Origin of the sequence: Mycobacterium sp. (assembly GCF_032162605.1) — a bacterium.
GTDB lineage: Bacteria > Actinomycetota > Actinomycetes > Mycobacteriales > Mycobacteriaceae > Mycobacterium.
In genome coordinates, this window is sequence record NZ_JAVROT010000542.1 from 1 (window position 1) to 10734 (window position 10734).

General features: G+C 66.3%; 15 protein-coding genes. 5 read left to right on the forward strand and 10 right to left on the reverse strand.

Going from position 1 to position 10734, the window contains the following annotated elements:
• A partial coding sequence (locus tag QOI01_RS29900; protein WP_526386816.1) for an alpha/beta hydrolase family protein occupies nucleotides 1-405 on the forward strand: 405 nt, incomplete at its 5' end.
• Nucleotides 406-425: 20 nt separating this feature from the next.
• Here QOI01_RS29900 and QOI01_RS29905 read toward each other — a convergent pair.
• The 5 genes from QOI01_RS29905 to QOI01_RS29925 are packed head-to-tail and all read right to left on the reverse strand — an operon-like array spanning nucleotide 426 to nucleotide 3219.
• Nucleotides 426-641, reverse strand: a complete 216-nt coding sequence (locus QOI01_RS29905) for a hypothetical protein (RefSeq protein WP_526386818.1) — start codon at nucleotides 639-641, stop codon at nucleotides 426-428.
• 2 nt (nucleotides 642-643) lie between these two features.
• Nucleotides 644-1408, reverse strand: a complete 765-nt coding sequence (gene ddaH, locus QOI01_RS29910) for a dimethylargininase (RefSeq protein WP_526386820.1) — start codon at nucleotides 1406-1408, stop codon at nucleotides 644-646.
• 21 nt (nucleotides 1409-1429) lie between these two features.
• The gene (locus tag QOI01_RS29915; protein ID WP_526386822.1) at nucleotides 1430-2407 is read right to left on the reverse strand and encodes an LmeA family phospholipid-binding protein; all 978 of its coding nucleotides are present in this window, start codon (nucleotides 2405-2407) and stop codon (nucleotides 1430-1432) included.
• Between the two features lie 48 nt (nucleotides 2408-2455).
• On the reverse strand, nucleotides 2456-2890 hold the full coding sequence (locus tag QOI01_RS29920) for an SRPBCC family protein (RefSeq protein ID WP_526386824.1): 435 nt from the start codon (nucleotides 2888-2890) through the stop codon (nucleotides 2456-2458).
• Complete coding sequence (locus QOI01_RS29925) at nucleotides 2887-3219, reverse strand: ArsR/SmtB family transcription factor (protein WP_526386826.1); 333 nt, start codon at nucleotides 3217-3219, stop codon at nucleotides 2887-2889. The genes QOI01_RS29920 and QOI01_RS29925 overlap by 4 nt, the downstream gene beginning before the upstream one ends.
• A 122-nt stretch (nucleotides 3220-3341) precedes the next feature.
• On the opposite strand from QOI01_RS29925, the gene QOI01_RS29930 reads away from it, so the two are divergent.
• From QOI01_RS29930 to QOI01_RS29940, 3 genes are all read left to right on the forward strand, one after another.
• Entirely contained in the window at nucleotides 3342-4031 is a 690-nt protein-coding gene (locus tag QOI01_RS29930) for a DUF899 domain-containing protein (protein ID WP_526386828.1), read from the forward strand.
• Complete coding sequence (locus QOI01_RS29935) at nucleotides 4028-4759, forward strand: DUF899 family protein (RefSeq protein ID WP_526386830.1); 732 nt, start codon at nucleotides 4028-4030, stop codon at nucleotides 4757-4759. Before QOI01_RS29930 ends, QOI01_RS29935 begins: the two co-directional genes overlap by 4 nt.
• Before the next feature lie 270 nt (nucleotides 4760-5029).
• On the forward strand, nucleotides 5030-5359 hold the full coding sequence (locus QOI01_RS29940; RefSeq protein ID WP_526386831.1) for a hypothetical protein: 330 nt from the start codon (nucleotides 5030-5032) through the stop codon (nucleotides 5357-5359).
• On the opposite strand, the gene QOI01_RS29945 is transcribed toward QOI01_RS29940, so the two are convergent.
• Genes QOI01_RS29945 through QOI01_RS29965 form a run of 5 tightly spaced genes read right to left on the reverse strand, consistent with a single transcriptional unit; the run spans nucleotide 5350 to nucleotide 9893 of the window.
• Entirely contained in the window at nucleotides 5350-5784 is a 435-nt protein-coding gene (locus QOI01_RS29945; protein ID WP_526386833.1) for a heme-binding protein, read from the reverse strand. The genes QOI01_RS29940 and QOI01_RS29945 overlap by 10 nt on opposite strands.
• Nucleotides 5785-5838: 54 nt before the next feature.
• The gene (locus tag QOI01_RS29950; RefSeq protein ID WP_526386835.1) at nucleotides 5839-7248 is read right to left on the reverse strand and encodes an NtaA/DmoA family FMN-dependent monooxygenase; all 1410 of its coding nucleotides are present in this window, start codon (nucleotides 7246-7248) and stop codon (nucleotides 5839-5841) included.
• Nucleotides 7249-7276: 28 nt separating this feature from the next.
• Nucleotides 7277-8176: a MetQ/NlpA family ABC transporter substrate-binding protein gene (locus QOI01_RS29955; RefSeq protein WP_526386837.1), complete on the reverse strand. Its 900-nt coding sequence runs from the start codon at nucleotides 8174-8176 to the stop codon at nucleotides 7277-7279.
• Nucleotides 8177-8211: 35 nt separating this feature from the next.
• Nucleotides 8212-8895 carry a methionine ABC transporter permease gene (locus tag QOI01_RS29960; protein WP_526386839.1) on the reverse strand — a complete coding sequence of 228 codons (684 nt, stop codon included), beginning with the start codon at nucleotides 8893-8895 and terminating at the stop codon, nucleotides 8212-8214.
• Nucleotides 8892-9893: a methionine ABC transporter ATP-binding protein gene (locus QOI01_RS29965; RefSeq protein WP_526386841.1), complete on the reverse strand. Its 1002-nt coding sequence runs from the start codon at nucleotides 9891-9893 to the stop codon at nucleotides 8892-8894. The genes QOI01_RS29960 and QOI01_RS29965 overlap by 4 nt, the downstream gene beginning before the upstream one ends.
• A 355-nt stretch (nucleotides 9894-10248) precedes the next feature.
• Here QOI01_RS29965 and QOI01_RS29970 point away from each other — a divergent pair, with 355 nt between their 5' ends.
• Nucleotides 10249-10557 carry a hypothetical protein gene (locus tag QOI01_RS29970; protein WP_526386843.1) on the forward strand — a complete coding sequence of 103 codons (309 nt, stop codon included), beginning with the start codon at nucleotides 10249-10251 and terminating at the stop codon, nucleotides 10555-10557.
• Nucleotides 10558-10734 lie beyond the last annotated feature (177 nt).

Consider the following 10734-nt stretch of genomic DNA (forward strand, 5'->3'; position numbering starts at 1 on the left):
CCCCACGACTGCCCCACGGTTGCGGCGGTGGTCAGTGTCGGTGCGCCGTACGAGCCCGCTCACGTCGAGCACAACTACGACGCCCTCATCCAGCGCATCGAGGCCGACGGCGAGGCGCCGTTCCTGGCCGGCGGCAAGGCTCTCACCCTCAAGCGGCACTTCATCGAAGACATCCGCGCCGCCGATCTACGAGAGCGGATCAGAACCCTGCGCCGGGCATTGCTCGTCATGCACTCGCCCACCGACAACACCGTCGGCATCGAGAACGCCAGCGAGATCTTCCGCACCGCGAGGCATCCCCGCAGCTTCGTCTCGCTCGAAGGCGCCGACCACCTTCTCACCGGGAAGAACCAGGCGGCTAGAGCGGCCCGGATCATCAGCGCCTGGGCCGATCCCTACCTCTGAGCCCACGGAAATCCGAGCCCTCAGCACATCATTGGCACGCCGTCGAGTTCGGCGACGACCGACGCGGCCCTGCCCGTCATTGCCAGCAGCAGAGCCTCGCCCGATCCGCGAACTTCGAGCCCGTCTCCAGCCGACCAATCCAGGTCAGACGCCACCAGGTGCACGCGGCGCGTTCGCCGCGCACCCCCGATCACGGGACTGATGCGGGCGTTGTTGCGGCGAGTCTCGTGGGCCACGGTCAGCGCACCCGCACGCTCAGACAGGTGACGGAGCCCTCGAGCTTCTCGTATTCCGAGACGTCGACCGGCTCGAGACGATAGCCGCGATCGGCGAACAACTCCGCCGTGCGGGGCGCCGCCGAACTCATCAGCAACAGATCTTCGTCGAGGATGACCACGTGAGCGCCTGGTTCCTCGGGCACGGCCAGGAACCGCGGGAACATGCCGAGGTCGTCAACCACGGGTGCGTACCCGATGACGGTGCCGTCGGGTAAAGCGGTCACGGCGCTCTTGAGGTGCAGCGCCTTGGTCAGTGGCACTTTCGTGACGGCGTATCCGCGAGGCGTCAGGATCCGCGCCAGCTGTTCGATCGCGGCTGCGTTGGTGGTACCGCTGAGCCCGACGTACACCTGCGAACCCACCTTGAGCACGTCACCGCCGTCCAGTGTTCCCTCGGTGATGGCGGTGGCATCCAGCCCGAGATCGTCGATGGTTCGCCGAACCGCGACGATCTCCGGGTTGCGCGCCGGCTGCCGCGGATTCGTGATCACGGCGAGGTCGCCGAACATCACCACGGCGTCTTCGACGAACACGCAGTCCGGCATCGAATCGTCGCCGTCGACCACCACGGCGGGCCACCCGTTGCGCTCCAGCGCTGCGACGTAGCCGTCCCACTGGCGCTTGGCCAGTTCGAGATCGAGCGGCGTGCGCTCGATGAACGTGACGATGCCGTCGGCCAAGGTCTCAGCGGGCCGCCGGACCAGCGCGTACGGACGGTCGGGCATGGCATTTCTCCTCGACGAGACTCAGAGTCGTGCGAAACAGGCGTCGGCGTCATCCTGCGGAATGGATGCGTTCATGGTCGAGAACTTGCCGACCACACCGGCGTCGGTGACTTCGACACTGTCGGCGTGGATGCCGAGCGGGTACTGCGCGTTCAGCTTCGCGGTGAGGCCGTCGAGCGCCGTCTGCACCGTGTCCTTGGCCAACGGGCCGCCGACGTCGACGACCTGGAGGGCGAGGTCGCCGTCGGTGACGACGGGCTTGGCCGTCACGGTGATGCTCCCGGCCTCGAGGGCGATCGTGCCGGCTGCGGCATCGGTGGTGACACCGGTGACCAGACTGCCCACCCCGGGAAGATTCGCGGCGACGGTGTCCTTGATGCCGTTGGAGGTCCACGTCAGCGTCGCGTTCAGTGCACCGATGGTCCCCTTCGAGTCCTTGGATCCCTGCAGTCGCACGTCTTCGACGGTCACGTCGGCCGTCATGCCCTTGGCGTCCTGAACCTGATTTCCCTCGGTCAACACGGAGATGTTGGTGTAGTGGCCGGTGATGTGTTGCCACAGGAAGGGTGGATTCACCCCGAACGAGACGGTGGCCCCGTCTTTCACGACGCATTCGGCGACCGCGACCAGGAGGCTGTCCGCGCGGTGCCGGGCATACAGTTCGGCTCCGGCCAACCCGCCTGTCAAGAGCGCCACGACGATGAGCGCGATCAGCGAAAGGGTCAGGGGGTCGCGCAGCCAACGGCGACGGGCGGCGGCCGGTGGCGGGGATGGGGCTGGTGACGGAGGGCGACTCGGCGGCGGTGGACCGGACGGTTCGCGTGGGCGCTGAAGTCGTTCCGTGGGCGCCGCATCACTGGGCCGGTACCTCGCCCGGAACTGCTCGGTCGGCGCTTCCGGTCGGCCTTGACGCGGAAGCCGCTGGGTCGGAGGTTCTGGGCGACGGACCGGTTCGCCGCGACCGCCCGGCCGTCTGGGAGGCTGCGGCGGTGTCGTCACCTCCGCGATTGTGCCTCATTCACCTGACGCGGTCTGATGGATCGCCCGTCACGTGCCGAGAAATGCGCCGAGCTGATCGCAGACGCCTAGCCACCCGTTCTGGAAACTGTCGAATTCCTCGGGAGGCAAGAGGGAATGGTCGATCGACATCAGCGTCCGATCGTCGCCGAAGGGCTCGAAGGCGACGTTGACGACGCTGACGACCGTCGGGTCGCGCCAGTTCGAGTTGCTCCAGGTGAAGCGCAGCAGATGCGGTCGATCGATGGCCAGGAAGCGTCCGGTGATCAGCACCGAGTTGCCGGAGTTGTCCACGTCGAGACGGACACTCCCTCCGACACGGGGCTCGACGTTGACGGCGACGCATCGGGACGGCCGCGGACACATCCACTCCTGCAACGACTCCGGATCGAGCCATTCGTCGAATACCACGTCTGGAGTGGCGGGCATGACGCGTTGCACGCGGGCCACCGGCGCTTCGTTCATCGTGCCCTTCCCCTGCGGCGCAGCCTCGCCGACAGGGCGTCGGCACGTGTCGACCAGAAGCCCGTCTGCTGATCGATCCACTGCTGGGCCACCGTTAACCCGTCCGGCTGCAGGGAGAACCAGTGCTCGCGGCCGCGCACCTCGCGGCGAACCAGCCCGGCCGATTCCAGCACTCCGACGTGGCGCGACACGCCGGCGAACGTCATCGGCAGCGGAGCGGCGAGATCGGTCATGCGCGCGTCGCCGGCCCGCAGCGTCTCCAGCAGCCGACGGCGCGTCGGATCGGCGAGCGCGGCGTACGCGCGATCCAGCACCTGATCTTCAACCACCTTGTTGACTATAGCCGCTCACTCGTGCTGTTCTAGAAGAAGATGTTCAACTGAGATGTTTAACGTTGTACTGGTGGACTGGCGTGGCCGAAACCGTTGCGGCAGAAACGAAAGGGGAACACATGTTGGCACCTCCGATCGTGTCGGCGCAGGAATGGGAGGCGTCGTACCAGCAGATGCTCGTCAAGGAGAAGGAGTTCAGTCGCGCGCGCGATGCGCTGGCCGCAATGCGTCGTCGGATGCCCTGGACACCGGTGATGAAGCCGTATGAGTTCGAAGGGCCTGCGGGCAGCATGTCCCTGCTGGACCTGTTCGGTGGGCGTCGCCAGCTGATCGTCTACCGCGCGTTCGTCGACCCTGGCGTGGACGGATGGCCGGAGCACGGCTGTGTCGGCTGCTCGTTGATGGCCGATCACGTCGGCAACCTCGCCCACCTGAACGCCCGCGACACCACCCTGGTGTACGTCTCGCGCGGATCACAGGCCGACCTGCAGCGGGTGAAGACGCGAATGGGCTGGGACGTCCCCTGGTACACGATCGTTCCTGACGCCGAGGGCGCCTTCGACGTCGACTTCGGAGTGAACGAGTGGCACGGCACCAACGCCTTCATCCGTGACGGCGACCGAGTGTTCCGCACCTACTTCGTCAACAACCGCGGCGACGAAGTCTTCGTCAATACGTGGAGCTTTCTCGACATGACTGCGCTTGGGCGCCAAGAGCTCTGGGAGGACTCCCCCGAGGGCTACCCGCAGAGTCCGCCCTATGAATGGTGGGACTGGCACGACGGGTACGAAGGGGATTCGCGGCGATGAACGGCGGATCGGCGAGCCTGCCCGCGGTCGTCGACCGGGCCGCATTCCAGGCCGAGCTCGACGTGCTGCGGGCTCGGGAGAAGGCGCACACCCGGGAAGCCGATGCGATCGCCGCGGCACGACGACGCCTACCCATGGTCGCGGTCGCCGGCGGCCTCGAGCTGATCGGTCCCGATGGGCCGCTCACGCTGTTCGATGCGTTCGAAGGGCGCAAGCAGCTGATCGCCTACTACTTCATGTGGCACCCGGGTCATTCCGCGCCCGAGCAGTGCGAAGGCTGCACGTGGTGCACCACGCAGGTCTCCGAGCTGGCCTATCTCCACTCCCGCGACGTCACCTACGCGGTCTTCTGCCAGGGTCCCTACGGCGAAGGCGCCCGCTACCGCGACTTCATGGACTGGGACGTGCCGTGGTACTCGGCACTGCCCTCACTCGACACCCTGCTCGTCGGCCGCACCATCGGCATGATGCACCTCGTCAGCTACCTGAGGGAGGGTGACCACGTCTTCGAGACATATTGGACCACCCTGCGCGGCGTCGAGGCGATGGACAACAGCTACGCGCTCATGGACCTCACCGTTTATGGACGCCAGGAGGCTTGGGAGGACTCACCACCCGGATGGCCCCAACAGTGGGGAGACGGTGCAGCTCGCATACGTACCAACGGACGTCCCATCGCCCAGTGGTCACGACTGGCTGCCGGACGCTCCGACCACCTCACCCCTTGAGCTGATCGTCAGAGATGATCGGTGGGTGACTGAACCGCTGACGATTCCGGCACTGCTCGATCGCACCGTGCGCGAGTTCGGCGGCAACACCATGGTGACACCCACTGACCACCTCACCTAAGCAGGGGCAGAGCAGCGCTCCGGCGCACATCGCGTGCTGGTTGCTCGAGCCTGGGTGTCGGCAAGGGCTTCCGAGTCGGACCGTTCTTCGCCAACGGCGCGGAGTGGGTCCTCTGTTGGCTGGCGGTGTCGCGGATCGGCGCGTTAGCCGTGCCGCTGAGCACGATGTACGCCGGCGGAGATATCAAAGGTGTTCGACTGGCCGACATCGGCATGTTGGTCGCGCCAAGCCAGGTCCTCGGCATCGACGTCGCCGATCGGTTCGAGGCAGCACTGCCCGAGCTGTCCGGCCAGCCCGCGGGTCGGCTCGCGGTGCCTGGCGCATCGTATCGGCGGTGCATCGTGCTCACCGGCGGCGTGGACCGGCACTGGGCGACTCGATGCGACGACGCGGCCGTGCCGCGAGAGATCCTCTTGGCCGTCGAGCGGGAGGTCTCCCCGCAGACCTGGCCGTCATGGTGCAGTGCCGATCAGGAGTGAGCGGTCGTCCCATCCTCGACGACGGCGATACCGGCGAGGGCGCAGGCTTCGTCGTCGGCCGCGCTCGCACCGCTGACACCGACGCCACCCACGATGGCTCCGTCGACGACGATGGGGACGCCGCCGCCGAAGATCACGAACCGGCCGCCGCCGTTGGCGTGCAGGCCGAACAGTTCACCGCCGGGTGAGGCCAGGTCTGCGAGTTCGGAGGTCGCGATGCGGTTGGCCACCGCCGTGTAGGCCTTGTCGACCGCGAGGACGGGACCGGCGATCTCCGCGCCGTCCATCCTGCCGAACGCGACGAGGTGGCCGCCGGAATCCACCACCGCCGCGGACACCAGGATCGACCGCCGAGCGGCTTCGGCGTGGGCGGCGGCGACGATGCGTGTGGCCGTTTCGAGATCGACGATCGTGGCTCTTAGCACGACGACAACATACTTCTACGGTGTGGCTCGCGAGCCGCAGACGCGGGAGCGACCTCAGCCGATGACGCCGACCGGCTCGTCGACGCCGTTGAGCAGGTCGTTGTCGCTGAAGGCACCGCGATGGGCGGCAGCCGGGTGCGTGTCGGGCAACCGGTCACCGCGGCCAAGCAGCTTGTGCCGCAGCGTTCCCGACTTGTCGGTAGAGATGAGTCCCCGCTCGCGCAGCGTCGGAAAGAGCCGGTCCGCCACCTCGCGGAATGAGCCGGGAACAGTCGCGTGATAGACGTTGATTCCGTCGACACCGGCCTCACGCCACTCCTCCAGGCGATCGGCGATCTCGTCGGCGGTGCCGACGACGCGGTTCGCGCCCTCCATGACCCAGGCCATGTCTCGGATGGTCGGCTCGTCGTTGCCGGACGCTTCGGCCGCCCAGCGGGTGAAGCTCTGCACGCCGGTGAACTTGCCGAGTTGGCTGATCGGGGTGTCCAGCGGCAAGCTGCCCGCATCGATGCCCGCATCGCCAAGCGCGTGCAGGGCGATGCCCTCCAGGTCGAGGTATCTCTTGAGTTCGTCGTTGCGGCGGACCGCTTCTCGGTGCGTGTCGCCGATCACGAACGACAGACCTTGGGCGAAGGTGATGTCGTCGGGGTCGCGCCCGTTGTCGGCTGCCAGCGCGCGAGTCTCGGTGGTCTGCTTGTGCGCGTCCCCCGGGCTCGGACTGCTGATGTAGACGCCCTCGGCGTTGCGTGCCGAGAATTGCTGGCCGGCGGGAGATGAGCCGGCCTGAAAGAGCACTGGTGTGCGCTGCGGCGACGGCGACACGAAGTGCGGACCCTCGACCTTGTAGCGCTTCCCGACGTGGTTGATCTTGTGGATCTTCGACGGGTCGGAATGGACCCCGCGCTCCTTGTCCTGCACGAGTCCGTCCTCGTCCCACGAGCCTTCCCATAGCTTGTAGGTGACGTCGACGTATTCATAGGCCCACTCGTAGCGCTCGTCGTGATTGAGCGTGCCTTCGTGGCCGAAGCTGCGAAACACGTTCTCGTTGAAGCTCGTCACGATGTTCCAACCGAGGCGGCCCTCGGTGTAATGGTCGAGCGAGGACATCCGCCGGGCGAAGTTGAACGGATGGTCCTGAACGACCGAACTGGTGAAGACGATGCCGAGGTTCTCGGTGGCCGCGGCCAGAGCCGAGGCAAGCACGGAGGGGTCGTTGACCGGAATCTGGATGCCGCCTTCGACGGCCTTGCGCCAGTTGCCGTTCCAAGGCGCTCGTAGCCCGAAGACATCGGCGAAGAACAGCAGATCGTATCCCGCCTTGTCCACTTCGGCAGCCACCTTCGTCCAGTGACGGAGCGAATTGAACTTGTGGTTCTCCGCTTCCGGGGCACGCCAGAGTCCGTGCAGCACATGCGAGGCGGTGTTCATGACGAACGCCGAGTAGAACAGCGGGCGATTGCTCAAGGGTCGTCTCCTGAAGTCGTGGTGGCGATTATGGGTTGATGGGGCCGAGCGTGTTGCGGATGAGCTCGTCGTCGGTCGTCTTCAGGAACTCGGCAACCTTCGGATCCTGGAAGGTCTGGATCAGCTTCTGGACGTTGGGGTCGTCCAGGTGCTTGTCACTGACGACGAGTCCACCCTCACTGCCCTTCGGCGCCGGCTCGCGGGCGATGATCTGATTCTCGGTGAGCCCGGCGGCATAGACGTCGGAGATGTGGACGACGATGGCGTCGACGTCGGCGAGGCTGCGCGCCAGCTGGCCGATCGGCACCTGGACGAACTGGTAGTTCTTCGGGTTCGACTCGATGTCGGACAACTGCGGCAGGCCCGCCAACGTGTCCTTCCCAGGCTTCAGCGTGATCTGCTTGTCACCTGCGAGGTCCAGCAGGGCGATCGCTTGACCGGCGGGGTCGTCGCGCAGAGCGATCTTGGCACCGTTCGGTACCTGGGCCCAGCTGCGATACTTGTCGGAGTAGGTCGCCTGATCCCAGGTGAACGTGGGCGCGGCGAGTGTCAGCTTGAAACCGTTGGCCGCGATGGCGTCGTTGAGGAACGGCTGGTGCTCGAAGAAGTTGCCTGCGACCGTGCCCGCGTCGACGGCGCGGTTGATCTCGATGAGATTGTCGATCTTGACCGGCTCGATGGTGATGCCGTGCGCGGGAGCCACCTGGTCGTTGATGTACTTGAGCAGGCTCTCGGCGGCGATGTCGGTGCTCCAGGTCGCGACCTTGAGGCTGGTACCGAACGGCTTGTCCTCATTCGACAGCTTTGCGTAGGTGACACCGCCTGCGATCGCGACGACGAGCACGACGGCGGCGGCGATCCACGGCCACCGCTTCTTCTTCTTGAGCTCGATGTCGTCGGTCACGGGTGAGGTGGACTGATCGGTCACGGATGTTCCTCGTTCATTGGGGGGATTACTTGGAGTCAGCGCGTGAGGGCTTTGACCATGCGGTCGCCGACGAACTGGACGATCTGGATCGTGATGATCAGCGTGATCACGGTGGCGATCATGATGTTGTGGTCAAAACGGTTGTAGCCGTATGTGATCGCGAGGTTTCCCACACCGCCTGCGCCGATCGACCCCGCAATGGCCGAGTACTCGATCATCGCGATGGCGTTGACCGTCAACGCCCCTGCCAGCGCAGGCAGAGCCTCGGACAGCTGCACGGTGCGGATCAGCTGGACGTTCGTGCCCCCGGAGACCTGGCCCATGTCGGTGACGTCGGACCGCACGTCCCGCAGGGCGTTCTGGACGAGTCGCGCGAAGAACGGCACACCCGCCGTCGTCATCGGCACGATCGCCGCCGAAATGCCGATCGTGGTACCGACCAGGAACCGCGTCACGGGAATGATCGCCGTCATCAGGATCAGGAACGGCAAGGATCGGCCCACGTTGACGATCGTGTTGAGCACGACGAACACCTTCGGGTTGGGGAAGAGCCCGAAGTCGGAGGTGTTGTGCAGCGTGATCCCGACGGGAGTGCCGATCAGAAGTACCAGGGTCATGGTGATGCCGACCATCAGCCAGGTCTGTCCGTAGGCCGGCAGCAGGAGATCGGGGACCTTGTCCCAGGGCGTGCTGAAGTCCTCCCCCGCGGCGAGGATCACGCCGCCGCCCCTTCGGACTTGGCGGACACGGCGCTCACGTGCAGCCCGCGCTCCCGGAGGTAGCCCTCGAATCCGGAAGGCGCCGACGGAGAGATGGCGAGCACGGCGCGCCCCACCGCCACTCCGCGGATCGCCTCCACGCTCGCGCTGAGCACGTTCACCTGCGAGTCCGCGATGCCGGGCACCGTGTGAATCGACGTGAGCCAATCCAGCGGTACCTCACGCGAGGCGTACGAGACCTCCCACACCTCACCGGTGCCGTTGAATGGCACGCTCGGCCGGCCCGGAAGCAGTTCGCGGGCCAGCGAGGACGTCGGGTCGAGGATGACGTCGCCGACGGAGCCGCTCTCGATGATGCGGCCGCCGTCGATGCGGGCCACCGAGTCGGCGATCTCGCGGACCACCTCCATTTCGTGGGTGATCAGGATGATGGCGAGGCCGAACTCGTCGCGAAGGTGACTGAGCAGCCCGAGGATCGCCTTCGTCGTGCTCGGATCCAACCCCGACGTCGCCTCGTCCGACAGCAGGTAGGAGGGTCCCAGAGCGAGCGCGCGGGCGATCCCGACCCGCTGCTTCTGGCCACCCGAGAGCTGGGCGGGGAGATAGTCGCGGCGATCGGCGAGACCCACCCTGTCGAGCAACGAGGTGACGCGCTTCTCGACGGAGGCGTCGGTGGCTCCGAGGTACTCCAGCGGCAGCGCCACGTTCTGTGCGACGGTCCGGCGCCTCAGCAGGGGTGCCGTCTGGAAGATCACGCCGACGCTGCGGCGCGCGTTGAGAAGTTCGGAACCCTCCAGCCGCGTGAAGTCCTTCCCGTCGACGCGGACGGCGCCGCTGCTGGGACGCTCCAGGAAGCTGACGCAGCGTGACAACGTGGTCTTCCCCGCGCCACTCGGACCGACCACGGCCAGGATCTCGCCGTTGGGCACCGACAACGAGATGTCCTCGAGGACGGTGCGGTCCCCGAACCGTTTGGTCAGGTTCTCGATTTCGATCATCTGGGCTCTCTTGATCGTGGGTGGGACGTCCCGACGACGGTCGCGAGTCCGCGCAGCGTCCGTCCTTCAACTGAGAATCAGGGGGTGAACTTCTGACGCGATCCGGCGGTCCGTTGGCGGATACCGGCTCCGGATTCAGGCGTGGCGAGCACGGAATGTCCAGGGCCTGATGGTCAGACTCGCGGTAAAGCTACGCACTTCGACGAGGGCAGCAAAGGGTACCGATCTGGCTGATCCGAAAGGCGCTCGCGGTCTCGCGCCGCCCGCACGACTGCCGGTCAGACGGGCCGGAAGGTCCGAAACAGCGGTCAAGGGGTTAGGCTGAGCCAAGTTCCACGAGTCGTCTGGAGGCGTCATGGTCAACGTGAAGCGCGGGATTGTTGCCTTCGGGTGTGCGGCGGCGTTCGCCGCTGCGCCCTTGGTCATGGCTTCCCCGGCTGCCGCCAAGGACTGCCCATGGGGCACCGTGCCCCGGTCGGACGGGGTGTGCACCCAAGGCCAGGCGGGCGGCTTCGGCGCGCCCGGTGTGGTCGTTCCGCCGATGTCGGGGTCGACCGGCGCCAACGTGGTGAACAACCCGAACGGTTTCGGCTCGGTCAACGGCATCCCGTGCACTCCCGAGCACATGGGAACCTGCATCGGTCTTCAACAGAGCCAGGGCTAGGTCCCGGCCGCCAGGTCCCATCGGGCCTACACGCGTATTGCGAACAGCGTCAGCCAGTTCGACGGCTGATCGGTACGTCTCGCCGGAGCGTCCCACGCGTCTACGCCACTGACTCGGAGCTTTCGAATCGCCCTGACGGAAACCCGTGACCTCGAGCGGCGCTTCGGCGAGGATTTG